The organism is Streptomyces rubellus (assembly GCF_036323805.1).
Taxonomy (GTDB): domain Bacteria; phylum Actinomycetota; class Actinomycetes; order Streptomycetales; family Streptomycetaceae; genus Streptomyces.
Map to the genome: position 1 here is coordinate 154977 of NZ_JAZDCX010000002.1, position 25186 is coordinate 180162.

General features: G+C 70.0%; 23 protein-coding genes. 14 read left to right on the plus strand and 9 right to left on the minus strand.

The features are described from left to right. Positions 1-82: 82 nt before the first annotated feature. Complete coding sequence (locus tag V1L54_RS03070; RefSeq protein WP_330116258.1) at positions 83-2002, minus strand: pentapeptide repeat-containing protein; 1920 nt, start codon at positions 2000-2002, stop codon at positions 83-85. A 465-nt stretch (positions 2003-2467) separates the two neighbouring features. On the opposite strand from V1L54_RS03070, the gene V1L54_RS03075 reads away from it, so the two are divergent. From V1L54_RS03075 to V1L54_RS03110, 8 genes are all read left to right on the plus strand, one after another. After that, complete coding sequence (locus tag V1L54_RS03075) at positions 2468-3091, plus strand: (2Fe-2S)-binding protein (protein ID WP_330116259.1); 624 nt, start codon at positions 2468-2470, stop codon at positions 3089-3091. Between the two features lie 12 nt (positions 3092-3103). After that, the gene (locus V1L54_RS03080; protein WP_330116260.1) at positions 3104-4087 is read left to right on the plus strand and encodes an FAD binding domain-containing protein; all 984 of its coding nucleotides are present in this window, start codon (positions 3104-3106) and stop codon (positions 4085-4087) included. Next, positions 4084-6303 carry a xanthine dehydrogenase family protein molybdopterin-binding subunit gene (locus V1L54_RS03085; RefSeq protein WP_330116261.1) on the plus strand — a complete coding sequence of 740 codons (2220 nt, stop codon included), beginning with the start codon at positions 4084-4086 and terminating at the stop codon, positions 6301-6303. The genes V1L54_RS03080 and V1L54_RS03085 overlap by 4 nt, the downstream gene beginning before the upstream one ends. 54 nt (positions 6304-6357) lie before the next feature. Beyond that, a complete protein-coding gene (locus tag V1L54_RS03090) occupies positions 6358-7536 on the plus strand; it encodes an XdhC family protein (RefSeq protein WP_330116262.1) in 1179 nt (392 codons plus the stop codon). Between the two features lie 363 nt (positions 7537-7899). Then, positions 7900-9393: a type I restriction-modification system subunit M gene (locus tag V1L54_RS03095; RefSeq protein ID WP_330116263.1), complete on the plus strand. Its 1494-nt coding sequence runs from the start codon at positions 7900-7902 to the stop codon at positions 9391-9393. Then, on the plus strand, positions 9390-10895 hold the full coding sequence (locus V1L54_RS03100) for a type I restriction-modification system subunit M (protein ID WP_330116264.1): 1506 nt from the start codon (positions 9390-9392) through the stop codon (positions 10893-10895). Before V1L54_RS03095 ends, V1L54_RS03100 begins: the two co-directional genes overlap by 4 nt. Continuing rightward, complete coding sequence (locus tag V1L54_RS03105; RefSeq protein ID WP_330116265.1) at positions 10892-12070, plus strand: restriction endonuclease subunit S; 1179 nt, start codon at positions 10892-10894, stop codon at positions 12068-12070. Before V1L54_RS03100 ends, V1L54_RS03105 begins: the two co-directional genes overlap by 4 nt. After that, on the plus strand, positions 12067-15006 hold the full coding sequence (locus tag V1L54_RS03110) for a type I restriction endonuclease subunit R (protein WP_330116266.1): 2940 nt from the start codon (positions 12067-12069) through the stop codon (positions 15004-15006). Before V1L54_RS03105 ends, V1L54_RS03110 begins: the two co-directional genes overlap by 4 nt. A 144-nt stretch (positions 15007-15150) precedes the next feature. Here V1L54_RS03110 and V1L54_RS03115 read toward each other — a convergent pair whose 3' ends face one another. Beyond that, on the minus strand, positions 15151-15465 hold the full coding sequence (locus V1L54_RS03115) for a 4a-hydroxytetrahydrobiopterin dehydratase (RefSeq protein ID WP_330116267.1): 315 nt from the start codon (positions 15463-15465) through the stop codon (positions 15151-15153). A 14-nt stretch (positions 15466-15479) separates the two neighbouring features. Beyond that, positions 15480-16748: an NsdA family TPR-like regulatory protein gene (locus V1L54_RS03120; RefSeq protein ID WP_330116268.1), complete on the minus strand. Its 1269-nt coding sequence runs from the start codon at positions 16746-16748 to the stop codon at positions 15480-15482. Between the two features lie 92 nt (positions 16749-16840). Here V1L54_RS03120 and V1L54_RS03125 point away from each other — a divergent pair, with 92 nt between their 5' ends. From V1L54_RS03125 to V1L54_RS03140, 4 genes are all read left to right on the plus strand, one after another. Further along, complete coding sequence (locus V1L54_RS03125; protein ID WP_330116269.1) at positions 16841-17224, plus strand: DUF6415 family natural product biosynthesis protein; 384 nt, start codon at positions 16841-16843, stop codon at positions 17222-17224. Continuing rightward, positions 17221-17661: a hypothetical protein gene (locus tag V1L54_RS03130; RefSeq protein ID WP_330116270.1), complete on the plus strand. Its 441-nt coding sequence runs from the start codon at positions 17221-17223 to the stop codon at positions 17659-17661. The genes V1L54_RS03125 and V1L54_RS03130 overlap by 4 nt, the downstream gene beginning before the upstream one ends. Further along, complete coding sequence (locus V1L54_RS03135) at positions 17658-18305, plus strand: hypothetical protein (protein ID WP_330116271.1); 648 nt, start codon at positions 17658-17660, stop codon at positions 18303-18305. The genes V1L54_RS03130 and V1L54_RS03135 overlap by 4 nt, the downstream gene beginning before the upstream one ends. 86 nt (positions 18306-18391) lie before the next feature. Then, the gene (locus tag V1L54_RS03140; protein WP_330116272.1) at positions 18392-19276 is read left to right on the plus strand and encodes a helix-turn-helix domain-containing protein; all 885 of its coding nucleotides are present in this window, start codon (positions 18392-18394) and stop codon (positions 19274-19276) included. Between the two features lie 16 nt (positions 19277-19292). On the opposite strand, the gene V1L54_RS03145 is transcribed toward V1L54_RS03140, so the two are convergent. Together V1L54_RS03145 and V1L54_RS03150 are read right to left on the minus strand one after the other, a co-directional pair. Continuing rightward, a complete protein-coding gene (locus tag V1L54_RS03145; RefSeq protein WP_330116273.1) occupies positions 19293-19787 on the minus strand; it encodes an SRPBCC family protein in 495 nt (164 codons plus the stop codon). Between the two features lie 350 nt (positions 19788-20137). After that, positions 20138-20707 (minus strand): nuclear transport factor 2 family protein, encoded by a 570-nt coding sequence (locus tag V1L54_RS03150; protein WP_330116274.1) that lies wholly within the window; start codon positions 20705-20707, stop codon positions 20138-20140. 377 nt (positions 20708-21084) lie between these two features. On the opposite strand from V1L54_RS03150, the gene V1L54_RS03155 reads away from it, so the two are divergent. Both V1L54_RS03155 and V1L54_RS03160 read left to right on the plus strand, forming a co-directional pair. Then, positions 21085-21543, plus strand: a complete 459-nt coding sequence (locus V1L54_RS03155; RefSeq protein ID WP_330116275.1) for a PaaI family thioesterase — start codon at positions 21085-21087, stop codon at positions 21541-21543. A gap of 138 nt (positions 21544-21681) precedes the next feature. Next, entirely contained in the window at positions 21682-22152 is a 471-nt protein-coding gene (locus V1L54_RS03160) for a pyridoxamine 5'-phosphate oxidase family protein (RefSeq protein WP_330116276.1), read from the plus strand. A gap of 62 nt (positions 22153-22214) precedes the next feature. Here the strand turns inward: V1L54_RS03160 and V1L54_RS03165 are convergent, their stop codons facing one another. The 4 genes from V1L54_RS03165 to V1L54_RS03180 all read right to left on the minus strand — a co-directional run bounded on the left by V1L54_RS03165 (position 22215) and on the right by V1L54_RS03180 (position 25139). Beyond that, positions 22215-22730 (minus strand): DUF4259 domain-containing protein, encoded by a 516-nt coding sequence (locus V1L54_RS03165; protein ID WP_330116277.1) that lies wholly within the window; start codon positions 22728-22730, stop codon positions 22215-22217. 150 nt (positions 22731-22880) lie between these two features. Next, positions 22881-24071 carry a cytochrome P450 gene (locus tag V1L54_RS03170; RefSeq protein ID WP_330116278.1) on the minus strand — a complete coding sequence of 397 codons (1191 nt, stop codon included), beginning with the start codon at positions 24069-24071 and terminating at the stop codon, positions 22881-22883. A gap of 358 nt (positions 24072-24429) precedes the next feature. Then, entirely contained in the window at positions 24430-24876 is a 447-nt protein-coding gene (locus tag V1L54_RS03175; RefSeq protein WP_330116279.1) for a hypothetical protein, read from the minus strand. Next, complete coding sequence (locus tag V1L54_RS03180) at positions 24873-25139, minus strand: hypothetical protein (RefSeq protein ID WP_330116280.1); 267 nt, start codon at positions 25137-25139, stop codon at positions 24873-24875. Before V1L54_RS03180 ends, V1L54_RS03175 begins: the two co-directional genes overlap by 4 nt. Between the last annotated feature and the right edge of the window lie 47 nt (positions 25140-25186).

A 25186-nucleotide genomic window follows, 5' to 3' on the forward strand; every position in this document is an offset into this window, starting at 1 on the left:
GTGACCGCGCGAGCGCACCGGGTGCTCCGGTGCCCGGTGGCTGCGGCATGCCACGAGCGGCCCCGGCCGCCGAGGCGGTGCGTCAGCGTTTGACGCGGCTGCGGACGGCCAGGACCGCCAGGCCGAGGAGGACGGGTTCGGCGAAGCGGGAGGCCATCTCGGTGTAGGTGCCGGTGGTGGTCAGGTCCTGGCCGGAGGAACGGAAGACCACCGAGTTGATCACCACCCGCAGGGCCTTCTCCCCTCGCTCGGCGGTGACGCGTTCGGACCACGGCCCGGTCGGGTTGGCCGGTTTGGGGGTGTCGGTGGTCAGCGTGACCTGCTGCCCGGCGGCGACCTGGCGGCCGGTGGTGGTCGGCCTCGGATCCTCGGCGGGCAGACCCCACAGCACCATCACCGCGATCGTGGCGGCCATCGCCGCCCCCAGCCAGGCCAGTGCACGGGCGGCGCGCAGCCCGTACCCGGACAGGGCCCAGTAGGCGGTCAGCAGTACCCGCTCGCCCCAGGGCCGGCCGGTGTCGTGGCGGCGCATCTCGCACTCGCCGTAGTAGAAGTCGGCGGCGTCCGGCTCGTTCTTGCCGTCCTCCAGCGACTTGCGCAACTGCCGGTACAGCGCGGCCACCGCGGCCGGCTTCAGCTTGGGGGCGTCCTGCGGTGGGGCGGTCCAGCCGCGGGCGAGGGCGGGGCGGCGGGCGGTGCGCGACCGCCAGTGGTGTTCCTCGGCCAGGGTGTTGCGGCGGCTCCACCGCCAGGGGAAGCGCCGGTTCCAGCCGGTGGGGGTGGTGGCGAAGGTGCACCAGCCGTCCACCCGCAACTGGTCGAGGTGGATCGCGCCGGCGAACCGGCACCCGCTCAGGTCGACGTCGTGCAGCGCCAGGTGCGCGGAGTCCACCCCGCCCAGCGACGTCAGGCGCACGCCGGGGTCCTGGCCGGACAGCAGCGTCTCCGGCAGCGGACTGTCCGGCCAGGGGCGGGAGAAGAGGTCGGGGCGGGCGGCGACCAGCACCGGATACTCCAGAACCGCGTCTCGCAGGTTCAGCTCGGCGTAGCGCAGATGCAGGGTGGCGGTCGACGCCCACCGGGTGCGTGCGCAGCTCACCTGACGGGCGGCGATCTCCAGCGTCACCGGCGCCTCGAACACCGCGCGGTCCAGCACCACCCACCCGTTGCACACCAGCGGCCCCAGGTGCGGCGCCCTTTCGAAGCGCGCCCTGCCGAACCGGGCGTTGCCGAAGAAGGATGTCCCGAGGAACCAAGCGCCGCTGGAGAAGGATGCCTCGTCGAATTGGGCGTCGCGGGAGAAGGACGCCCTGTCGAACCGGGCGTTGCCGGAGAAGGACACCCCGTCGAACCGGGCGTCGCTGGAGAAGGACGTCTCGAGGAACCAAGCGCCGCTGGAGAAGGATGCCCTGTCGAATTGGGCGTCGCGGGAGAAGGACGCCCTGTCGAACCGGACGCTGCCGGAGAAGGACGCCCCGAGGAACCGGGCGTTGTCGGAGAAGGACGCCCCGTCGAACCGGGTGCCGCTGGAGAAGGACGTTCCGACGAACCAAGCGCCGTCGGAGAAGGATGCCTCGCTGAACTGGGCGTTGCCGGAGAAGGATGCCCCGTCGAACCGAGCGTTGCCGGAGAAGGACGTCCCGCCGAACCGAGCGTTGCCGGAGAAGGACGCCTCGTCGAATTGGGCGTCGCCGGAGAAGGACGCCTCGTCGAACCAGGCGTCGCCGAAGTGGGGGCACCCGGTGGTGGGGTCGCGTAGGGCGTTGAGTAACTGGTCCAGCAGCTCGGGAGTGAAGGGGGTGCCGCAGTGGTCGATGTCGGCACCGGGGGTCAGGGTGGCGATGTAGGCGACGCGGTCGGGCTCGTCCAAGTGGGCCAGGCAGGCGGTGTGCTCACCGACGTGGACGCCGCGGCAGCCAACCGGATCGGCCGGGGTGGCGCCGTGGCCGCAGTGCGGCCGGCCCGGTGGCTCCGGGAACGGCTGAAGGGGCGGTTGGGTCATGCCCGGTGGACGCCCGAATCCGGCCGACAGTTGCCGAGCCGGGCCGCGACCGCTCCAACTTCGCTCGGCGAACAGGCGGACCGCCGTATTCCGGATCACCCGGGTGGCGGTCTGCCGTGAGCGATCCCGCAGGGCCGTCAAGAATGTCAGGCCGCCAGCACTGGACAGCAGATGCCTAGCTGTCATTAACTGTCACTCAGGCAGCGACTGAAAGAGGAGCGCCGTGGCAGCCGTCGACCACCGGGGACGGACCACGCCGGTCACCGGAGTCGGCATGGGCCCCGGCACCGGATTCGTCCGCCGGTCCGCCGCCCTCGGCCCCTTCCGTCAAGCGGGCCAGGAACGGCCGCGCCGGGAGAGCGCCGCCGAGACGGCACCCGTGCCCGACTCCGCCAGGACCGGCCGCAAGGCACTGCCGACGCGTACGACCGTCCGCCAACTCGCCACCGAGCCGAAGGTGCACACATGCCCCCTGAACCCGCCGAGCCCCCTCCCGCGCCCTCCCGGCGCGCGTTCGTGGCGACGACCGCCGCGATCGGCGGTGCCGTCGCCGTCGGCGGCACACCCGCGGCCTCCGCCGCACCGGCCGCCGGCGCCCGTCCGCCCGCCGGCCGCGTCTCGCTGACCGTCAACGGCGAGCGGCACACCCTCACCGTCGACAACCGCACCTCGCTCCTGGACCTGCTGCGCGAGCACCTCGCCCTGACCGGCACCAAGAAGGGCTGCGACGCCGGTGCCTGCGGGGCCTGCACCGTCCTGCTCGACGGCCGCCGCGTCAACACGTGCCTCACTCTCGCCATACGCCTGGAAGGCACCGAGGTCACCACCATCGAGGGCCTGGCCCCGGACGGGCACGACGCCGACGACGGCGAACTGCACCCACTCCAGCGCGCGTTCATCGAGCACGACGCCTTCCAGTGCGGCTTCTGCACCCCCGGCCAGCTCATGTCCGCCGCCGCCTGCATCCGGGAGGGCCACACCGGCTCCGCGGCCGAGATCCGCGAATGGATGAGCGGCAACCTCTGCCGCTGCGGCTGCTACACCAACATCGTCAAGGCGGTCGACCAGGCCGCCGCGCACCGGAAATGAGGCGCGGCCACCATGTACCCCTTCACCTACACCAAGCCCTCCGACACCCGGGCCGCGCTGGCCGCCGGGCGGCGCGGCGGCCGGTACCTCGCCGGCGGCACCACCCTGGTCGACCTGATGCGCGAGACCGTCGAACGCCCCCGCACCCTGGTCGACATCACCGCCCTGCCACTGCGCCGGATCACCGCCACCGCACGCGGCGGCCTGCGCATCGGCGCCCTGGCACGGATGGCCGACACCGCCGCCCACCCCGCCGTACGCACCGCCTACCCCGTGCTCTCCCAGGCCCTGGAGCTCAGCGCCTCCCCGCAGCTCCGCAACATGGCCACCATCGGCGGCAACCTCATGCAGCGCACCCGCTGCACGTACTTCCGCGACGTGACCGCCGACTGCAACAAACGCGACCCCGGCTCGGGCTGCGCGGCCCGCGACGGCTACAACCGCACCCACGCCATCCTCGGCACCTCCGCCCACTGCGTGGCCACCCACCCCTCCGACGCCGCCGTGGCCCTCACGGCGCTGGACGCGACCGTCCACCTCCTGGCCCCGGACGGCGGCGAACGCGCCGTCCCCCTCACCGACTTCCTCCTCCGCCCCGGCAGCACCCCCCACCGCGAACAGGCCCTCCGACCAGGCGAGTTGATCACGGCAGTGGAGATACCGCCCCACCCGCGCCCGCTCCGCTCCGGCTACCTGAAGGTGCGTGACCGGCAGTCGTACGAGTTCGCCCTCACCTCCGCCGCCGTCGCCCTGCACCTGAGCGGCGGGACGATCCGCGAGGCGCGGGTCGCCGCCGGCGGCGTCGGCACCGTCCCGTGGCGGCTGGCCGCCGTCGAACGGCACCTCGTCGGCCGGCGCCCCTCCGACGCCCTGTGGGCCGAGGCCGCCGAACACGCCGCCGAGGGCGCCCGCCCGCTGAAACACAACCGCTTCAAGACCGCCCTGCTCCAGCGCACCGTCGAACGCCAACTCCGCACCGTGGGAGGTACCAGGTGAGCCCCCAGCCGCAGGCAGCCGTCGGGGCGCCGCTCTCCCGGGTGGACGGGCGGCTGAAGGTCACCGGCCGGGCCGAGTACGCTGCCGACCACGACGTCAGGGGCGCGGCGCACGCGGTCCTCGTCGGCAGCAGCATCGCCCTCGGCCGCGTCACTGCCGTCGACACCCGCGCCGCCCTCGCCCAACCCGGCGTCCTCGCCGTGATCGGCCACCTGAACGCACCGAAGCTGGCGTACCGCGACAACCCCCGGGCGATCACGGACCCGCCGGTCGGCGAGCGGCTGCACGTCTTCCAGGACGACCGGGTCCGCTTCTTCGGCCAGCCCGTCGCCGTGGTCGTGGCCCGGACCCTGGAGGCCGCACGGCACGCCGCCGAACTGGTACGCGTCTCGTACCGGGCGGAGCGGCCCGCCACCGACCTGGCCGCCCCCGGCCGCCCCGTCAACGACCCCCTGCCCCCGCAGGACTACGTCCGCGGCACCCCGGACGAGGCGCTGGCCGCCGCGCCGGTACGCCTGGAGCCCACCTACCGGCTCGCCCGCATGCACCACAACGCCATGGAGCCGCACGCCACCCTCGCCCGCTGGGACGGCGACGAGCTCACCGTCTGGGACAAGACCCAGTGGGTGCAGGGGACGCAGCACGAACTCGCCGCCGTCTTCGGCATCCCGCCGGAGTCGGTGCGCGTCGTCTCGCCCTTCGTCGGCGGCGCGTTCGGCAACGCCGCGCGGGTCTGGCCGCACTCCGCCGTCGCGGCCCTCGCCGCCCGCGTCACCGGGCGCCCGGTGAAACTCGTCCTGACCCGCGAACAGCTCTACCACGGCGTCGGCTACCGGCCCGCCTACGCGTACACGCTGCGCCTGGGCAGCAGCCGCGGCGGACGGCTGACCGCGATGGTCCACGAGCTGCGGGCCGAGACCTCCGCGTACGAGAACTTCCTGGAGAGCGCCCTCAGCCCCGGCCAGATGCTCTACGCCACCCCCCACGTCCGCCAGACGTACCGGACCGTGCCGCTGGACGTGAACACCCCCACCTACATGCGCGGCCCCGGCTACGCGACCGCCGCGTTCGCCGTCGAGTCGGCCCTGGACGAACTCGCCCACGAACTGGGCGTCGACCCCATCGAGCTGCGGCTGCGCAACGAACCGGCCGAGGACCCCTCCACCGGGCTGCCGTTCTCCACCCGGCGGCTGCGCGAATGCCTCCGCGTGGGCGCCGACGCCTTCGGCTGGGACCGGCGCGCCCCCCGGCCGCGCGCCACCCGTGACGGCGACCGGCTCGTCGGCACCGGTGTGGCCGCCGGTTGCTACCACACCCTGCGGTTCGGGGCGCAGGCCCGCGTCCGGCTGGACGCCGACGGCACGGCCCTGGTCGAGTGCGCGTCCAGCGACATGGGGCCCGGCACGTACACCTCGATGACGCAGCTCGCCGCGGACGCCCTCGGCCTGCCCCTGCGCAAGGTGACCTTCCGGCTCGGCGACTCCCACATGCCGTCGGCCCCGCCCCACTCCGGCTCCCTCACCATGGCCAGCGTCGGCTCCGCCGTCCAGGACGGCTGCGACGGGCTGCGGCGGCAGGCGGTCGAACTGGCCGTCGGGGACGAGGATTCGCCCCTGTACGGCGCTGACGCCGACGAGGTCGTCGTCCGCGCCGGCCGGCTGCACTTGCCCGGCGACCCGGCGCGCGCGGACACCTACCGGCGGCTGCTGGCCCGCCACGACCGCACCCACCTCGAAGTGCTCGGCTCCTTCACCCCGCCCTCGGGACCGGCACGGTCGTCGATGTACGCCTTCGGCGCGACGTTCGCCGAGGTCGCCGTCGACGCCCGGCTGGGCATGGTGCGGGTGCGGCGGATGCTCGGCGTCTACGACGCGGGCCGCATCATCAGCCCCAAGCTCGCCGAGAGCCAGGCGCTCGGGGCCATGGTGGGCGGCATCGGTCAGGCGCTGCTGGAGCACACGGTCACCGACCACCGCGACGGCCGGATCGTCAACGCGAACCTGGCCGACTACCTCGTCCCCGTCAACGCCGACGTCCCCGACCTGCGGGCGGTCTACCTCGACAACGGCGCGGACTTCGACGCCGACCCCATCGGCGTCAAGGGACTGGGCGAGGTCGTCGCCGTCGGCGTGGCACCCGCCATCGCCAACGCCGTCTTTCACGCCACCGGCCGCCGCGTCCGCGACCTGCCCATCACCGTCGAGGCCCTGCTCTGACCCCTCTGACCCGGGCGGCCCGTCACCGGGCCGCCCCCTTCCCGGAGACCCCACATGCTGAACATCGCGGACGAGCTGCACGCCTGGTGCCGCGCGGCGCGCCCCTTCGCCCTGGCCACCGTCGTCCAGGTCAGCGGCAGCGCGCCGCTGCCGGTCGGCACCTCGCTGGCCGTGGACGGGGAGGGGAACGCGGTCGGCAGCGTCTCGGGCGGCTGCGTGGAGGGCGCCGTCTACGAGCTGTGCCGCCACACCCTGGAGGCGGACGGGCCTCCGGCGGTACGGGAGCGGTTCGGCTACTCCGACGAGGACGCCTTCGCCATGGGCCTGACCTGCGGCGGCGAACTCGAGATCCTGGTACAGCGGATCAACCCGACCACCGAACCCCACCTCACCACGGCCCTCGCCGCGGTGGCAGCGGACCGGCCCGCCGCCGTGGCCCGGGTCGTGGACGGACCGCCGGAACTCCTCGGCCGCACCCTGTCCGTCCTCGGCGACGACGACACCCACCACGGAACCCTGGGCGGCGACGAACGCCAGGACCGGGCGGCAGCCGCCCGCACCCGCGCCCTCCTACGAGCCGGCAGCACCGCCCGCACCGACATCACCAACACCACCGAGCCCACCGCCCCCTGCCCCGACAACCTCACGCTCCTGGTCCACACCCACGCCCCGCCGCCCCGCCTGCTGATCTTCGGCGCGGTCGACTTCACCGCCGCCCTCAGCCGGGCCGGGCGCTTCCTCGGCTACCGCGTCACCGTCTGCGATGCCCGTCCCGTCTTCGCCACCCCGGCCCGCTTCCCGGCGGCGGACGAGGTCGTCACCGACTGGCCGCACCGCTACCTGGCCGCCACCGAGGTGGACGCCCGTACCGCGATCTGCGTCCTCACCCACGACGCGAAGTTCGACGTACCCCTGCTGCGCCTGGCCCTGGGCCTGCCCGTCGGCTACGTGGGCGCAATGGGCTCCCGCCGTACCCACGCCCGCCGCCTGGAACTGCTGCGGGAGGCCGGCGTCCCGGACGACCAACTCATCCTGCTGCACTCACCCATCGGCCTCGACCTCGGCGCCCACACCCCCGAGGAGACGGCGATCTCCATTACCGCCGAGATCATCGCCCACACCCACCACGCCCCCGCCCGTCCCCTCACCCACACCTCCGGCCCGATCCACCGGCCCGCCCCGGCCGCTCACCCGACGCCCGAGGAGCCACGTCCGATCCGGCAGCCCACATGACCACCGCTCCAGCCTGCATCTTATGTAAAAATGCTGTTCAGAGGAGGTGAGCGGCTGAAGGGGACGGCTCCGCCTACGAATAGGTCGTGAGGTCAGCCAGCCTTCGCTCCGCTCGCTACGATTGACCGAACGCTTAGAGAAGACACCCGGTGCACCTGGGCATCGCATGCCACTGACCTGCGACAGAGCTGTAGCTCTGGAATGCGATGTTGAAAATTTGGCATGTGTTGATACAACCCTGGCGGGTTTCGCTAGGCTCCGACACGTGCTCGCCGGGACGGCGAGCCGAGCAAACCGAGTGCGGAAACGAGCAGTGATCGAGTGGGGTCGAGTGCGGTCGGTGTGGGGGAGCAGGAGCTTCCGATGCCGTTGACGCTGGGGGAGTTGGAGTCGTATCTGGCGAAGGCAGCTGATCTGCTGCGGGGCAGCATCGATCAGGCGGACTTCAAGGCGTACATCTTCCCGTTGATGTTCTTCAAGCGAATCAGCGATGTGTACGACGAGGAGTACGCCCGCGCATTGGACGAGTCCGATGGCGACCACACGTATGCGGCGTTCGAGGAGAACCACCGGTTCACCATCCCCGAAGGATGCCACTGGGCAAACGTGCGCGAACGCACCGAGAACGTCGGTGAGGCACTCAAGGCCGCCTTTCGCGGGATCGAACAGGCCAATCAGGGCACGCTGTACGGTATCTTCGGCGGCGCGACCTGGACCAACAAGGACAAGCTTCCCGACCGCAAGCTGATTGACCTGATCGAGCACTTCTCAGCCAAGACCCTTTCAAACTCTCATGCCGCTCCCGACGTGCTGGGGCAGGCATACGAGTACCTGATCAAGCGGTTCGCCGACCAGTCCAACAAGAAGGCCGGTGAGTACTACACCCCGCGCGAGGTGGTCGCGCTGCTGGTCAACATCCTCGACCCCCAAGAGGGCGAGACGGTCTACGACCCGGCCTGCGGCACCGGCGGCATGCTGATCGAGGTCATCCAGCACATCAAGGCCCGCGGTGGTGACCCGAAGACCGTGCTGGGCAAGCTGTACGGCCAAGAGAAGGTGCTCACCACATCCGCGATCGCCCGGATGAACCTGCTGCTGCACGGCATGGAGGACTTCCACATCGAGCGCGGCGACACGCTGCGAGACCCGGCCTACTTCGACCACGGCCGACTGGCCAGGTTTGACTGCGTGATAGCCAACCCGCCGTTCTCGTTGGAGAAGTGGGGTCACGAACAGTGGGCCTCCGATCCGTGGGGACGTAATGAGCTGGGCGGGGTGCCGCCGAAAAAGTACGCCGACTGGGCCTGGGTCCAGCACATGCTCACCTCCGCTGCACCCGTCGGAGGAAGGGTCGCGGTCGTCCTCCCACGGGGCGCCCTGTTCCGCCAGGGCGCCGAGCGCCGCGTTCGCGAACACATCCTCAAAGCTGGCTTTGTGGAGGCCGTCATCGGCCTGGCCCCCAACCTGTTCTACGGCACTACCCTGGCCGCCTGCTTGCTGATCTTGCGCCGTCAGCGCCCCGCCGAGCAGCAGGACAAGGTGCTCTTCATCAATGGGGAGTCGCTCTTCAAACGCGGCCGCAACCAGAACTCCCTTGAGCTCGATCATGTTGAGACCCTCCTGAAGGCGTATCGGCAGTACGCCGACCAGTCCGGCCTGGCCGCGATCGCGACCCTGGACGACATCAAGGCAAATGGCTGGAGTCTGAGCATCTCGCTGTATGTCGAGCCGGCCGAAGCCGACGAGCAAATCACCCTGGAGCAGGCAGTGGCCGACCTGGAGACCGCGTACGCGAAGGCCCGCAAGACCCGCTCAGCGCTGGAGGCGGAGCTGGCGAAGTGGGGGCTGGGCGCATGACCACGATGAGCCCGAAGCGGATCACCCAGCGGGAGCTAGAGTCCTACCTGTGGGGTGCTGCAGTGTTGCTGCGCGGCCTGATCGACGCCGGCGACTACAAGCAGTACATCTTCCCGCTGGTCTTCCTCAAGCGCCTCTCCGATGTCTACGACGAGGAGCACGCCGCTGCTCTGGAGGTGTACAGCGACGAGAAGCTCGCCGACCTCCCGGAGAACCACCGCTTCGCCATCCCCGACGGCGCCCACTGGGGCGACCTGCGCAAGGTCACCAGCAACGTCGGCACCGCGCTCAAGGCCGCGATGCGGGCCATCGAGTCCGCCAACCCCGACACCCTCACTGGCGTTTTCGGTGATGGGGAGTGGACCAACAAGGACCTGCTCCCCGACGCGACCCTCTCGGACCTTATCGAACACTTCTCCACCAAGACACTGTCGGTGGCGAATCTACCCGAAGACGAGCTCGGGCAGGGCTACGAGTATCTGATCAAGAAGTTCGCCGATGACTCCGGCCACACTGCTCAGGAGTTCTACACCAACCGCACTCTGGTGCACCTGATGACGATGATGCTCCAGCCCGAGCCGGGGGAGTCGGTATACGACCCCACCTGCGGCACCGGTGGCATGCTCATCTCCACCGTCGCTGAGCTAAGACGCCAGGGCAAGGAGTGCCGCAACCTGCGCCTGTACGGCCAGGAGCTCAACTATGGCACCTCGGCGATCGCGAAGATGAACCTCTTCCTCCACGGCATCACCGGCGGCCACATCACCCACGGCGACACCCTCGCCCGTCCTGCCTTCCTTGACGCCCACGGTCGGCTGCAGACCTTCGACGTCGTGCTGGCCAACCCGCCCTACTCCATCAAGACCTGGAACCGGGCCGCCTTCACCAAGGACCCCTACGGCCGCAACATGTGGGGTGTACCGCCTCAGGGGCGCGCCGATTACGCCTTCTTCCAGCACATCGCCAAAAGTCTGAATCCTGACACTGGGCGTTCCGCAATTCTGTTTCCCCACGGAGTCCTGTTCCGCCGTGACGAGGCCACTATGCGCGAGTGTCTGGTCAAGTCCGACCTAGTCGAGTGTGTGCTCGGTCTCGGTGAGGGTCTGTTTTACAACTCCCCGATGCCAGCCGTCGTCATTATCCTGCGGGCGCGCAAGCCCGCCGAGCGTCAGGGCAAGGTTCTCTTCATCAACGCCCTCAATGAGGTCTCTCGCGAACAGGGACAGGCATTCCTGCGCGAGACTCATCAGCAGAAAATCCTCGATGCGTACCGCAGCTTCGCAGTTGTCAAGCAGTTCGCGACGGTCGCTACTCTCGACGAGATTGCTGCTAAGGGCTTCAGCCTAGCCATTTCGACGTATGTTGAGGGCGCCATGGACGGCGGCGAGGGAGAACAGACCGACCTCGTCGAGGCCCTTGCTACCTGGCGTACTGCTGCGCAGAGCTCTGACACGACCGTCGTCGATGTCCTGTCCCTGATGCGAGCGGAGACCTCGACATGATCTTGAACCTTGACAAGGCCACCTGGAAGCGCGTCTCCCTAGGGCAGGTAGCCGCGGCCTCGAAGGAGAAGACTGACCCCACTAGCGGTGAGGTTGAGCGATACGTCGCCGGTGAGCATATGGACACCGACAACCTTAGAATCCGTCGCTGGGGCAACGTCTCCCAAGCTGACCTGGGTCCCGCATTCCACCGCAGATTCCGCCCCGGTCAAGTGCTCTACGGGTCGCGACGCACCTACCTACGAAAGGTCGCTGTCGCGGATTTTGAAGGCGTCTGCGCGAACACCACGTTCGTCGTGGAGACCAAGGATGAGAACGTACTCTTGCAGGAATTCCTACCCTTCATCATGTCTTCCGAGCCGTTCCACGCCTTCGCAATTTCAGAGTCTAAGGGTTCGGTCAATCCTTACGTTAACTGGTCCGACATCGCGCGTTATGAATTCGACCTCCCACCCTTCGATGAACAGCAGCGCCTAGCAGACCTCCTCTGGTCCGTCGAGCGCCATCGTCTGACTGTTGTGGAGTCGAAGGCAAGCGCTGCTGCCGCAGCGGACGCGTACTTCTCCGAGATGCTGTCCAGACATGCTGTCGAGTTGGTTCCTGCGCCGAACCTCATTGATGAAATGACAGTGGGCATTGTTGTGAAGCCAGCCCAGTATTACACCGATGATCATGTCACAGGCGTTCCTGCCCTTCGAGGTCTCAACGTCCTACCTGGCGGCTTCGATCTGACGGATCTCGTATACTTCCGCCCGGAAAGCGCTGCGGATCTTCAGAAGTCTACGCTGCGGGAAGGCGATATCGTCGTAATCCGAACGGGCCGCCCCGGGGATGCGGCTGTCGTTCCGGCAGAGGTTGCAGGGTACAACTGCATCGATCTGATCATTGTCAGACCTGGTCAACGCGTCGATTCGAAGTTCGTCGAGTTGTTCCTGAACTCTAGCTACGGGCGTGCTCAAATCGCGCGCAGGTCGGCTGGAACTGCGCAGCAGCACTTCAATGTAGGCGCCCTCAAGAAGGTCCAGATTCCGGATCTCCCTCTGGATGAGCAGCGGGTGATCGTGAGAGCGACGGCGGAGATCCAGTCAGTCTCGGACCGTTTCGCAGACGAGCTGGACAGTCTGCGAGTCATGCGGGGTGCGATGCTCAATAATGTCTTTGGAGGTGCCGTGTGACCTTTAATGAGGCGAACACGGTCCGCGACTTCGTCCGAGATCTGGTGGAGTCGGTCGATGTGCGGTTCGTACTGGGGAGCCGTCTGCCGCGGCGTACGGACGAAGTCCTGCTGGAGCAGCAGGTGCGGGAGGCTTTAATCCGCCTCAACCCGGCCATCGCGGCGGATCCGAGGCTGGCCGATGAGGTGCTCTACCAACTCCGGGCGATCCTGATATCGGCTCGGAACACGCCGAACCCTGTGGTGGCGAACGAGGAGTTCGCGGCATGGCTCACTGGGCAGAAAACGATGCCGTTCGGTCCCGATGGCGAGCATGTGACCGTGCGGTTGATCGACTTCGACCACTCCGGTGCACACGGTGCGAACAACTGGATCGTCTCCACCGAGGTGACCTACGGGGTCGGACGGTTGGAGCGGCGCTTCGACCTGGTGATCTGGTGCAATGGCTTCCCGCTGGTGGTGGGGGAGGCGAAGTCGCCGGTGCGGCCAGCGTACTCCTGGATCGATGCGGCCGCGCAGGTCAAGGAGGACTATGAGGTCAACGTTCCGGCATTCTTCGTGCCCAACGTGCTCAACTTCGCGACCGAGGGCAAGGACTTTCGCTACGGATCGGTCGGGATGCCGGTGGAGCTGTGGGGTCCGTGGCGGGTGGAGGAGTCCGGTGACGATCACACGCCGGTGAAGGTGGGCCTCGCGGCGGTCAAGGAGGCGGTCGAGGGGTGCCTGGATCCGGATGCGATCTTGGACTTCCTGCGGTTCTTCACGCTGTTCGCGACTGACAAGAAGCACCGCAAGATCAAGGTGATTGCGCGATTCCAACAGTTCCAGGCGACCAACCTGGTCGTGGAGCGGGTACTGCACGGGCGGATCAAGCAGGGGCTGATCTGGCACTTTCAGGGGTCGGGGAAGTCGCTGCTGATGGTGTTCACCGCGCAGAAGCTGCGCGCGATGGCGAAGCTGGCCTCGCCGACGGTGATCATCGTGGTTGACCGGATCGACCTGGACACCCAGGTCACCGCGACTTTCAACGCCTCTGACGTGCCGAACATGGTCTCCACCGAGTCCCGCCAGGAGCTGCGGGATCTCCTGACTGCGGAGGCGCGGAAGGTCATCATCACTACGATCCACAAGTTCGGCGAGGCGTCTGGTGTGCTGGACGCGCGCGACAACATCATTGTGATGGTCGACGAGGCCCACCGTTCTCAGGAGGGCGACTACGGCCGCAGGATGCGCGAGGCGCTGCCCAACGCGTTCCTGTTCGGGCTAACCGGGACGCCGATCAACAAGCGTGACCGCAACACATTCATGTGGTTCGGTTCCGAGGACGACGAGCACGGGTATCTCTCGCGCTACTCCTTCTCTGACTCCATCCGCGACGGCGCCACCCTGCCGCTGCACTTCGAGCCACGCCTTTCGGAGATTCATCTGGACGAAGAGTCGATCGACGTGGCTTTCTCCGAGCTCGCCGACCGTCACAGGCTCAGCGAGGAGGAGCGCAGTACCCTGTCGAAGCGAGCCGCCTCTCTGGAGGCGCTGATCAAGGCCCCCGTCCGGGTCCGTAAGATTGCCGCCGACATTGCCGAGCACTTTGCGGCCAAGGTGGAGCCGCAGGGCTTCAAGGCGCAGGTCGTAGTCTACGACAAGGCCACCTGCGTGGCGTACAAGGAAGAGCTCGACCGGCTACTCGGCCCGGATGTGTCCACGATCGTGATGTCTACCGGCCGCGGTGACAAGCAAGCGTGGAAGCAGTGGACGCCCGGCCGGGGGGAGCTGGAGCGGATCACCGCCCGCTTCAACGACCCAGCCGACCCATTGAAGATCATCATTGTGACGGCGAAGCTGCTCACGGGCTTCGACGCCCCGATCCTCTACGCCCAGTACATCGACAAGCCCCTGCGCGAGCACACCCTGCTCCAGGCAATCTGCCGCACCAATCGGGTCTACCCGCCCGCGAAGACCCACGGCCTGATAGTGGACTACCTCGGCATCTTCGACGACGTCTCCAAGGCGTTCGAGTTCGACGACAAGTCCGTCCAGCAGGTCATCTCCAACATCGCCGTGCTCCGCGAGCAAATCGGTCCCGCGATCGAGTCTGCTCTGGCGTTCTTCCCGGGTGTCGACCGCACCGTCGGCGGTTATGAGGGTCTGGTCCAGGCGCAGACCGCGATTGACTCCGACGAGTCTCGCGACGCCTTCGGAGCGGCGTATAGCGTCGTCGCTCAACTGTGGGAGACCCTCTCCCCGGACCCGGTGTTGTCCGATTATGAGTCGGATTACCGCTGGCTGACCGACGTCTACCAGTCCGTGCAACCCGCTGACGTCACCGGTCGGCTGGTCTGGCACACGCTGGGCGCCAAGACCCTTGAGCTCATAAACGAGCACGTCACCGTCGAGGTCCCCCGCGCCGACCTGGAAACCATCGTCCTCGACGCGTCGGTCATTGAGGACCTGATGACCGGCAAACGCAAGGACATCGACCCCGTCGAGGTAGAGAAGTGGATTACCGCCCGCATCGCCAAGCACGTCGGCAACCCGGCCTTCATCGAGCTCGGCCGGCGACTGAATGCTCTGCGGGAGAAGTATGCCCACTCTCAGCAGGCGTCACTGGAGTTCCTCAAGGAGCTCTTCGAGCTGGCGCGAGACACAGTCGCGGCGGAGAAGGCCGCCGCCGAAGTCCCCCGCGAGGAGCGCGGCAAGGCCGCCCTGAGCGACCTCTTCGAGTCGCTCAAGAGCGAGGAGACCCCGATCATCGCCGAGAAGGTCGTCGACGAGGTCGACTCCGTCGTCCGTGCCGTCCGCTTTGACGGCTGGCAGGGCACCAGCGAGGGCGATCGTCTCGTCCAGCAGGCGCTCCGCAAGGCGCTCTATATCAAGTTCAAGATCCGCGACCAGGAAGTTTTTGGGAAGGCACTGGGGTACATCCGGGAATACTACTAGCTATTTCTAGCTCTGATCAGGGTGGAGGGATCTCTCCCGATCGGTCGGGCTAAGGTCTGGGGGCAGATAGCTCGTCAGAGGATCGGGCTGCAGCGTACGTCGTCTTCACCGTACGGCTCCGAAGGCCGGTTGGCGGGCTGGGCCTCAGATGGGCTGGGCGCCGTGGGCGGCGGCGATCTGGTCGATACGGCGGGCGAGGTCGAAGTCCGCGTCGGACAGGCGGTGACCGGCGTCGTGTGTGGTGATCGCGAAACGTAGCCTGTCCCAGCGCAGATCGATGTCGGCGTGGTGGCCGATCAGCCGTTCCACGTCTGCGACGTGCACGATCATCGCCACCCCGCCGTGATAGCGGATGCCGAAGCTCCGGGTGATTTCGTTCCCCTCGCGGGTCCAGCCGGGCAGGTCGTGCAGCCGGGCGGTGATCTCCTCATCGGTCAGGGGTGTGGGAGCCTGCGTCACGCCGTCGTCCTTTCCTATGCCACTGATGCCAGTACGTCGGTCAGGGCTTGGCCTGCCGAGGCATCGTGCCATGGCTGCATTGCCTGCTCCAGAGTCTTCAACTCCCGTCGCGCACGCATCGAGCCGGTTTCCACCGTGATCTGCGCGGCTTGACGGGCGATCTCCACTGCCTGTTCCGGCTCTCCCGCTGTCGCGGCTGCGGTTGCGTGCCGTGCCAGGTAGACACCTCGGTCGCGTCGTGCGGTCGTGGGCATGTCCGCCAGGACCTGTTCCCACAGCCTGCCGGCCTCTGCTCCCATGCCGAGCCGTCCGTAGCAGGTGGCGCGCTGTACTTCCAGGTAGTTCGGTGTCCGTCGGCAGGCGTTTCCCCACGGTAGGTCGTCGTCCACCTGGGCGAGCAGGTCAGTTGCCTGGTCGATGAGCAGGTCCACTTCCCGCCGGTCCGCTGTCAGTGAGGCTCCGTGAGCCTGCTGTTGCATGGCCATCACGCGCACCTTCGGCGCCAGCTTCCCGGCGTTCTCCAAGGCAGCCTTACACAGGTCGATGACACCGTGCCCGTCACCGAGGTCGGTGCGGACCTGTGCCTGGTTCACCAGTGAGTAGCCGATCAGATGGGGATCGCGGGATCGCACGGCGATCTCCTGTGCCACGCCTCGCCAGAACGTGGCGGCACTGAGGTCTCCGGCGTCCTGGTAGAGCCAGCCGATCATCGCGGCATAGGCGGCTCCCACCCGGAGCAGACCTCGACGGGTCTCTCCCTTTGCGGCTCGTACAAGCCGGTCGATCAACTGGTATTGGGCGGAGACAGTGCCGATCAGGTCGTGCGGTCCCAGCAGCATGTCCGCCCGGTAGTGCTCCTCCAACTGCTTCTGGAAGTAGGGGACGAGGGCGGGGTCGACATGGCGTGGTGGGACAGGACCGAGGGTCAGGGCGGCGGTGGTCGCCGATACGAAAGCGCGCCGTTTCACCTCTGCCTCCGGTGTCGTATTCTCGTTGCACTCGGGGCGTACCCACCCCGGCGGCACCTCGAAGCCGAGGTCTTCGGGCCACAGTCCGAACGCGGCGTGCAGTGCGACCGCGTAGTCCTCGCGTGGCCAGCCCGGCCGCGCTGACTCCCATCGCCGCCAGGTGCGAGGCGACACCTCGAAGTGCGCATCGTTCAGAGCCCTACGTCCCGCTGTGGACACCGCTTTGGCGGCAGCTTCTCCCGAGCGCCAGCCTCTCTTCAACCGGGCCGCTCGCAGTACGTTGTTGCCCGCCGCATGTGCAGTGTGAAGCGTCATTGGCGCTGCTCCCAGGTGTGGCCGTCGAATGGCCGCAAAGTGGCCTCGGTGTGGCCTAGTTGGGCCTGTGCTCGAAGTCACATCATCCCTGTGTGAGTACCGGAAGTACATCGAAAGCGGCAGAAGCACCACCATTGGTTGGTAAGCCGGTAATGCTCGGAACAGGGGCCGATTCCCAGGGCGTACGGATTGACGCGGACGTCATCACCACCACCATCACTCGGGCCCTTGCCATCCGCCGTGTCCTGCCCCGGCACGAGGAATTGGAAGAGATCGAGGCCGAGTTGCGCGGGCATCTGCGGTTGTTGATTCCCGCAGTTCCCGACGCGGGGCGGGCCCGGGCGGCGATCGCAGCCGCCGAGCTCGATCGCGGACCCGGACCGGGGTTGCAGTCGGCCACGAACCACGTGCAACTGCTGGCGCTGGACTGCCGGTGGCTGCTGCGGTACCTCGGCCGGGAGGGGGAGGGCCGGTGAGCGGGGCGGTCGGTTCCGTGGTGGAGGGCGCCCGGTGGCTCGCCGGATGTGGGCGGGCCTGGGAGGTGCTGGGGGCGTGGGCGCGCGGTGGGTTGGCGGAGGTGCCGGCCGGGGGCGGGTTCGACGTGGTGCGGGTGCCCGTGGGGCTGGGGCCGGAGACGGTGCGGTGGCTGCGGGTGGCCGGGGTGCCGCTGGGCCCGGTGCTCGTGGGACCGGACGGCGCGGACTTCGTCGTGGCGGAGGGGACGGCCGAGGGGGACGCCGTACTGCCGCCGGGGACGCCGGTGCTGCTGCCGCCCGCGTGCGTCGTGGAGCCGTACCGGCTGGGCGGGCGCGGCTGGCTGGTGGGGCCCGCCGGGCGGGAGCCGGCGCGGGGCGGGGACGTGGCGTCCGCGTACGCCCTGGCGCTCGCGGAGGCCGGGGAGGTGCTGCGGTGAGCGGGGGAAACGCGGTAGGGGACGCCCGGGACGCCCGCGGGAACGCGCGGGGGGAGACCGTGCCGTACGTGGTGGCCTGGTCGGGCGAGCGCTGCGTCTCCCCGGACGTGGTCGCCACCCCGTACGGCCTGGCCTACGTCGGCGAGGTGCCGCAGGACCGCGACCGGCACGGCGTCCTGTGGTCCCGGACGGAGCAGGCCCCGGGCCGGGGACGCCCCGAGTTCGGGCGGATCCACCCGGCGCGGCAGCGGCGCGCGATGCTCCGGCTGCTGTGCCAGATCTGTGCCCGCCCCGCGAGCCGTACTGCCGACGGGGTGCTGTGGGTGATCGAGGACGACCGCGGGGCGTGGGACGGCTGGCCCGAGCGGGCCGTCACCACCCACCCGCCGCTGTGCCTGCCCTGCGCCCGGCAGTCCGTGGCCCGCTGCCCCCACCTGCTGAAGGAGGGGTGGGTGGCGGTACGGGTGCGGCACTCCGCCGTCGAGGGGGTGTACGGCCGCCTGTGGCACTCGCGCGGCGGGCGGCTGTACCGGGGCGGGAAGGAGGTCGTCTTCCACGGCCGGCCCGAGGCCCCGTGGGTGGTGGCCGGTCAGCTCACCCGCACCCTGCACGGCTGCACCCCGGCCGCCCTGCCCCTGCCGTGACGGGCGACGACCGCAGACCGCCCCGTCCGCCCGCGCCCCCCGTTGCGGACGGACGGGGCCCACTTCTCGCACGCAAGGAACCGCACATGAACGACACACCGCCGGGGACGCCCGAGGCGTCCGAGTCCGTACCGCCGCCGCCCGTGCGCGGGCAGGTCGGGGCGCAGGAGGTGCTGCGCTGCGTCGGGCGGCAGATCAAGATCCTGCGCCGCCGGACCGGCCTGGAACGGGCGGAGCTGGGCCCGGCGATCGGCTACAGCCCGTCCATGGTCGCCGCCGTCGAGCTGGGGCGGCGCCCGCCGCAGCCGGAGTTCCTGGCCGCCGCCGACAGCGTCCTGGACGCGGGCGGGCTGCTGACCTGCGCGACCGACCTCGTCGAGCAGGCCCGCGCCGCCGGGCTGGCCGGCGTCCCCGGCGAACCGGAGTGGTTGGCCGCCTGGCACGCGTACGCCCCGGCCACCGTCCCCGAGCTGCTGCGCACCCCCGACTACCACCGGGCGGTGCTGCGCGCCGCCCGCCCGCTGCTGGACGAGGAGGAGGTCGAGCGGCGTACGGCGGCGCTGGCCGACCGCGCCGAACGGGTGCTGGGACGGCGGCCCGCGCCGCTGGTCACCTGCGTGCTGGACGAGGCCGTCCTGCACCGCCCCTACGGCGGCCCGGCGGTGCTGCGGGCGCAGCTCGCGCACCTGGCGGAGCTGGGGCGGCTGCGACATGTGGAGGTGCAGGTGATGCCGACCGGCACCGCCGACCACGCCGGGGCCGAGGGCGGCGCCTTCGTGCTGCTGGAGCCCGCCGACGGACGGCCGCCGGTCGCCCGCACCGGGGACGGCGAGCGGGTCACCGTCCGGCGCGCGGAGGTGCGCGCGCTGGAGCAGCGCTACGCCGCCCTGCGCGCCCAGGCGCTCAGCCCGGACGAGTCGTCGGCGCTCGTCGGGAGGCGGGCGGCGGCGGAGGGCACGGGGGCGGCGTGAGGGGGCGGGCCGGGGCTCAGGCCAGGGAGTCGAAGTACGCCTTATGCGCCGGGTAGTAGTCGTCGAAGTCGGGCTTGGGGCCGCCGGTGCGGGCGGCGGTGAGCATGTCCAGGTACCACTCCCAGCCGGGGCCGGTCTCACCGAGCCCGTCCGTGGAGGTCAGGTGATGGACCAGGCGCAGCTCGGTGGTGCCGTCGCCGGTCTCGGCCAGCAGCAGCTCCAGGTGCCAGGAGCCGGCCTCGTCCTCCATCGCGACGGCGAGCCGGTGCGGCGGTTCGCAGGCGTCGATCCGCAGCGGGGACCAGGGCGCCTCCTCCTCGAACGCCATCCGCACCTCGACGGTGCGGCCGGGACCGGCCTCGCCGCGCCACGGGCCGAACCAGCGGGCGGTGTGCTCCGGTTCGGTGACGTTCGCCCAGACGTCGTCGGCGGGGGCGGGGTAGGTGCGGGTGAGGATCAGGTCGTGGCCGGCCGGGGTGGGGACGAGCCGTCCGGTGGGGGCGGGGGTCATGCCGTGTCCTCCCGTGCGGGGTGTGCGGGGGCGTGCGACACGGTACCGGCCGGTGCGGCGGCGCGAACGCTGTCCGGTGCGTTCCGCGGCGGTGTCCATCCGTACGGCGGGGCCGTACGGGCGCGGCGGGGTGCGCGACCGTTCCGCCGCGCGGCCCGGGGGCGTTGTCGGTGGCGGGTGCTAGCTTCCGTCCACTGCCGGCCGGTTCGGCGTCCCCGGTGGGGAACGCGGTGGCCAAGGGGGGTGGCCGCTGAGTGGTCCCCGGACCTGCGGGTCCCGGGGCCGCGAAAAGGCTCCGACCCCACCCCCCTCTCACCGCCCTCCCCGGTCTCGGTTCCGGCCTCCGCCGCTCACTCCGGCAGCGGGACGCGGTCGAACAGCTTGTTCAGCTCCACCAGGTCGAGGAACGCGACGGCCCTGGCCACGCGGTCGCCGCGGAAGGTCCAGATCCAGGCGTAGGTGTTGCGGTACGGCAGGCCGTCCCGGGCCACGGCCTCGCCGTCCCAGTGGACGACGACGGTGTCCTTCTCCGCCCAGATGTCCCGGACGGTCGGGATGATCGGGGTCGACAGGCGGGCCGTCACCGGCGCGGCGCCCCGGGTGAGGAACGCCGCCTTGCCGTGGTGGGTGCCGGGAGCGGCGGCGGCGACGGTCCACACGACGTCGTCGGCGAGGATGTCGAAGAAGTCGCCGCCGCGGGCCTGGCGGTGGAACGCGTCCAGGGTGAGGCGCTTGAGGCGCCGCTCCCGCCGGGTGGCGGCGGAGGCGGCGGGCGTGGCGGGTGCGGCCTGTGCCGCGCGGGCGGCGGACGGGGCGGCGGTGAGGAGCGGCGCCGCGAGGAGGGCGCCGCCTCCCACCAGCCTCAGCGCGTCGCGGCGCCCGCGGCCGTCGGCGTTCTGGGGGTTCACGTGGTCTGACACCGTGCCTCCTGGGGCGGATCGGTGGACGGGGCCGGCGGGCCCGGGGCGGGCTTCTCGCCGCCGTGCCCTGTCCACCCTGCGCGGTGGCGCGTACCGCCGGCAGGCCCCGCTCTTTCTGGGAGGCGCGCACCCACGATCCGCCGCTCCGCGACGGTGGTTCGCCCGGCGGTGCGGGCGGCACCCGTACCGCCCGCACCGCCCGTGCCGCGCGGCCCCGGGCCATCGCCTGCGGTGGTCCCTGCGGACGCCCGCTACGGCGGTGTCATGATGATCGCTCCCGGCGGGTTCCTCCTCGCGGGACGTCCGGCCGACGTCCCACGGGGAGGAGCCGGCCCCGGTCGGCGCCCCGCCCGGGGAGGACCGCTCAAGGAGGGCATGTGGAGGACCGGACGCGGCAGGAGCAGGCGAGCCCCGAGGTGCGGACGCGCGTCAGGGCCGACTTCGAACGCCAGGGGCTGATGCGCCACCTCGGCGCCCGCCTGACGCACATCGGGCCGGGGAGCGCGCACATCGTGCTCCCCGGCCGTCCCGAAGTGACCCAGCAGCACGGCTACTTCCACGCGGGGGCGACGAGCGCGGTCGCGGACAGCGCGGGTGGCTGCGCGGCGCTCACGCTGTTCCCCGAGGGCACCTCGGTGCTGTCGGTGGAGTACAAGATCAACCTTCTGGCCCCGGCCGTGGGGGACCACGTCGAGGCGGTGGGGACGGTCCTGAGGGCCGGGCGGACGCTGACCGTGTGCCGCCTGGAGGTGTTCGCCGTCCGGGACGGCGAACGGTCACTCGTCGTGTCGGGCCAGCAGACGCTGATCCGGGTGGGCGAACGCTCCGAGCGGTGACCTCCCCTCCGGCGTACTGCCCGGGGTGCGCTCCCGGGGGCGCCACCCGCGGGCGCCGTCCGGGCCGTGTCGGGGGCGCCGGAGCGGGTACTGCGGGAAGAGCCCGGTACAGCCCCCCACGAGGTACGGAGAACCCTCATGTCCGATGAGCGGAAGAAGCTGGTCGAGCTGATGCGGGACATGCCCATCGCCATGATGACCACCTACGGGTCCGAAGGACCGCACAGCTTCCCCATGGCCCGCCAGGAGGTCGAGCCGAGCGCCGAGCTGTGGTTCATCACCGCCCGGGGCACCCGCCACGTCCGCGACATCGGGGTGGACCCGCGGGTGTCCCTGACCTTCTCCTCCCGGGACTCCTGGGTGGCGATGAGCGGGCACGCGGAGCTCGTCTACGACCAGGCCAAGCTCAAGGAACTGTGGAACACCTTCGCCGAGGCGTGGCTGCCCGGCGGCCCCGACAACCCGGACGCGGTGCTCATCAGGGTCGACGTGGAGAGCGCCGAGTACTGGGACACCCCCGGCGGCACGGTGTCCTCGCTGATCGGCTTCGCCAAGACGAAGCTGACCGGCGACACCTTCGACACGGACCACGGGACCGTCCGGCCGTAGCGCCCCGGCGTTCGGCACGGGGCCAGGGCACGGCCGGCTTTGTTCGCGAGATCGGTTTCTGCTCAAGTCCTGCGATCCGTAACACGGGTTACCTGCTGAACACCGGACAGTGCTTCTTCCCGAGGGCCGGATTCAGGTGCGAGGACGGCGCGAAGGTGGCTGATGCTCTGCCGCCACCTCGGGCTGCTGTGTGCCTCGTCCCAGAGTTCGGCGAGCTCGGAATTCTCGGCGACCACTCGGTCGAGTGCTTCGACGGCAAGCGGCCGAAGATCGTCGGCGAAAACAGGAAGAGCCTCCTTGGGCCCGTAGCCTGTGCTGACCGGCTCACCGCCCGGACACTGTGCCGCGACGAGAGCGGCAGCTGCGACAGCCTCTTCGCCCTCTGAGCTTTCGAGGTAGTCGCGGGCCTGGACGGCGCGGCTGAGTGTCGCGCGCACGAGGCTCTCGCGTTTGTCCGGGGCCGTCTCGTCCAGGGTGTGGGCGAAATCCGCGGCCATGTCGTTCTCGAAAGGGCCGACGTCCCAGGCTCCCATGGTGATCTCCTCGCGTTGACGTGCGGCGATCGTCGCAGCGGTCACTGACAGTGGCTGTCACGGGGAAAACAGGACGCGCTTCCGCAGGAGGGCAGAGCCGGAGCGGCCGCGTAGCCCGCCCGCCACGGAAAGTGCAGGTGCCCGCCCCCGGCCCTCCGGGGGCGGGCACCGTCGTGCCGTGGTGTGCCTGTGCGCTCAGGCGGCTTCGAGCTCCACGACGGGCAGCTTGTCGAGGCTGCGGGTCATGTTGCCGACGCGCCGCTCCCCGGGGCCGACGGTGAACCGGCGCACGCGCCGCACCAGCGCCCCGAGCACCGCGAACGCCTCCAGCCGGGCGAGGCCCTGGCCCGCGCAGCCGTGCGTGCCGTAGCCGAAGGACAGGTGGTCGGCGGGGTTGCGCCGGACCTGGAAGCTGTCCGGGTCCGGGTAGTGCCGCGGGTCGCGGTTGCCGGACGCCAGGAGGACCGCGGCCTGCGAGCCGGCGGGGATCACCGTTCCGTCGATCTCGACGTCCTCGGTGACCAGCCGCCCGAAGAGCGGGAGCGGCGCCTCGTAGCGCAGGACCTCGTTGAAGGCGGACGGGATCAGCGACGGGTCCTCGTGGAGGAGGCCGTACTGGTCCGGGTGGGCCGCGAAGAGGTCGATGGCGTTGCCGATGGAGGCGATCGTGGTGTCCATCCCCGCCGCGACGTACTGGTGGGTGATCATTCCGCAGTTCTCGTACGGGATCTCCCCGCGCTCGGCGGCGGCGAAGATCGCGCGGCCCATGCTGCCCTCGGTCAGCTCCCCGGCCCTGATGTTGTGGGCCCACTCGAAGAGCTCACCGGCGACCGGGAAGTCGGCGACCGTGCGCTCGTTCATCGGGCCGAGCACGTTGAAGGCGGCGTGTCCCCAGTCGAGGACCTTCTCCCGGGCCTTCCCCTGGACGCCGATGAGGTCCACGACGACCGCCAGGGGCAGCGCCCGCGCCAGGTCGTCGATCGCGTCGAACGTCCCCCGCTCGACGAGCCCGGCCACCATGGCGTCGGCCTTCGCGTCGATGCCGGCCTTGAGGCCGCGTATCGCGCGCGGGGAGAGGTTCTCGGTGAGCGCGCCGCGCGGCCGCTGGTGGTCCGGGGGATCGGTGGCGAGGGAGGTGCCGACGAGGGCGGCGTTCATCCGCTCGTTGAAGGCGACCGACCGGGAGGAGAAGACGCGCGGGTCGCCCAGCGCGTCGCGGACCGGCTCGTAGCGGGTCAGCGCCCATATCCCGGCGGGCATCCCGGCCGACTCCAGACGGACCACGGACGCCCGTTCCCGGAGCTCGGCGTAGACCGGGTAGGGGTCCAGCAGGACCTCGTCGGAGAAGAGGCCGACGTCGGGGACTTCCCGCGTGGTCACGGTCATCTGTGCACCTCACAAGAGGTTCGGGAATCGCGGGGGCGGGGCCGGGCCGCGCCGCCGCGAGCCGGGTGGAGAGAAACGGCGCGAACGGTCCTGGCATCCCGTGCGCCGTTCCTGGCATTCAAGGCGACCGGGGACATGACACAAATGCATGGTTCTCATGTGGTTCATGCGGTTGGTGAATGCGGAAGCTCGCGGCGGCGGGGGCAGGGCTGCCGTCGGCAGCTTTCGGATGCTCCATCGCTGGGTGACGCCGGGCAATGACGGTTTCGAGGAGTTCCTGCTCTCCGCTCCCTTCGAGGGGCTGGAGTTCGGCGTCCGCTCCTGCGGCGAACAGCCGGAGGGAGGCGCGGGCTCCCTGTCAGACCTTCTCGATCCGCACGGAGCGGCCCGCGAGGAGCTGGTCCATGTCGTCGGTGTCGGAGGTGAAGAGGGTCGCTTCGGTCCCCTGCGCGGCTTCCCGCCCGGCCACCGCCGCCAGGACGGCGTCGATGACGTACTTGTGCCCATGCAGGCCGGCTGCCTTGAGCATGCCGCGCGCCATGGAGATCACCTGGTCGTCCGTGTGCACGACGCGGATCCGGGAGAGCGTCCAGCTCCACAGTGCCTGCCTCGGCGCTCCGCGCGGGTCCCATGCCTCCAAAGTCGTGAGGGCCGAGGTGACGATCGGGATGTCCAGCCGTGGAGCCGCCTTGATCAGCGCGGCCATCTCCCGGTCGCCCTGAACCGCCTTGGACAGGGCCTCGGAGTCGAACACGAAGACGCGGCGGCGCGGCCGGTGCGGTTTCGCCCGGGCGGTGCGGCTCACGCGGCCTCGTCCGAGTGCGGGCGCTGCTCGTCGTGCCAGCCGTCGATGGCGGCGATACGGTCCAGCGCCGCCTGCTGCTCGTCGTCCGACACGGGGCCGTGCTCTTCCTCAAGGCGTTCGGCCAGCTCGCGCAGCCGGTCCATGGCGTCCTGGTGAGCGGCGGCGGCCGCGATGTAGCCGGACACTCCCCGCGGGTCGACGCGCTCCTTGATCGATTCGACAAGCTCTTCCGGCACGGTGATGGTGATCTTCCGAGTTGCCATACTTTAAGTATGCCAGGTTCTGCGCGGGGTGGCCCGGTCTTCGAGGA

Bases quoted from the DNA above. Each gene is read 5' to 3' on its own strand.
- V1L54_RS03105 (WP_330116265.1), top strand. From the start codon at position 10,892: ATGATCTTGAACCTTGACAAGGCCACCTGGAAGCGCGTCTCCCTAGGG.
- V1L54_RS03180 (WP_330116280.1), bottom strand. From the start codon at position 25,139: ATGGCAACTCGGAAGATCACCATCACCGTGCCGGAAGAGCTTGTCGAA.
- V1L54_RS03080 (WP_330116260.1), top strand. From the start codon at position 3,104: ATGTACCCCTTCACCTACACCAAGCCCTCCGACACCCGGGCCGCGCTG.
- V1L54_RS03140 (WP_330116272.1), top strand. From the start codon at position 18,392: ATGAACGACACACCGCCGGGGACGCCCGAGGCGTCCGAGTCCGTACCG.
- V1L54_RS03095 (WP_330116263.1), top strand. From the start codon at position 7,900: ATGCCGTTGACGCTGGGGGAGTTGGAGTCGTATCTGGCGAAGGCAGCT.
- V1L54_RS03145 (WP_330116273.1), bottom strand. From the start codon at position 19,787: ATGACCCCCGCCCCCACCGGACGGCTCGTCCCCACCCCGGCCGGCCAC.
- V1L54_RS03100 (WP_330116264.1), top strand. From the start codon at position 9,390: ATGACCACGATGAGCCCGAAGCGGATCACCCAGCGGGAGCTAGAGTCC.
- V1L54_RS03070 (WP_330116258.1), bottom strand. From the start codon at position 2,002: ATGACCCAACCGCCCCTTCAGCCGTTCCCGGAGCCACCGGGCCGGCCG.
- V1L54_RS03120 (WP_330116268.1), bottom strand. From the start codon at position 16,748: ATGACGCTTCACACTGCACATGCGGCGGGCAACAACGTACTGCGAGCG.
- V1L54_RS03075 (WP_330116259.1), top strand. From the start codon at position 2,468: ATGCCCCCTGAACCCGCCGAGCCCCCTCCCGCGCCCTCCCGGCGCGCG.
- V1L54_RS03160 (WP_330116276.1), top strand. From the start codon at position 21,682: ATGTCCGATGAGCGGAAGAAGCTGGTCGAGCTGATGCGGGACATGCCC.
- V1L54_RS03090 (WP_330116262.1), top strand. From the start codon at position 6,358: ATGCTGAACATCGCGGACGAGCTGCACGCCTGGTGCCGCGCGGCGCGC.
- V1L54_RS03170 (WP_330116278.1), bottom strand. From the start codon at position 24,071: ATGACCGTGACCACGCGGGAAGTCCCCGACGTCGGCCTCTTCTCCGAC.